The 271-nt window shown below is 48.7% G+C and carries 1 protein-coding gene; it reads right to left on the bottom strand.

Annotated features, from left to right (window positions below; genetic code table 11):
- Positions 1–271 (bottom strand): hypothetical protein (locus HJY11_RS13590; protein ID WP_208076463.1); only part of this gene is annotated, 271 nt, incomplete at both ends.

Genomic DNA, 271 nt, shown 5'->3' on the forward strand with positions numbered 1-271 from the left:
TTTCAATGTCCTCGATAGAGAGCATGGTCGTCTCTTTACAGTCGTATGTATGATAACGCTCCCTGGCGATCAGAGCAGCGCCAAAAGCACCCATGATACCGGCGATATCCGGGCGGACTGCCTCACATCCTGCGATTTTTTCAAAACTTCTGAGGACCGCGTTGTTATAGAAGGTACCACCCTGCACGACGATATTCTTTCCAAGCTCCGAAGCGTCCGATACCTTGATTACCTTAAACAGGGCATTCTTGATAACAGAATAGGCAAGTCC

Source organism: Bittarella massiliensis (ex Durand et al. 2017) (assembly GCF_017566145.1).
GTDB classification, from domain to species: Bacteria; Bacillota; Clostridia; order Oscillospirales; family Ruminococcaceae; genus Bittarella; species Bittarella massiliensis_A.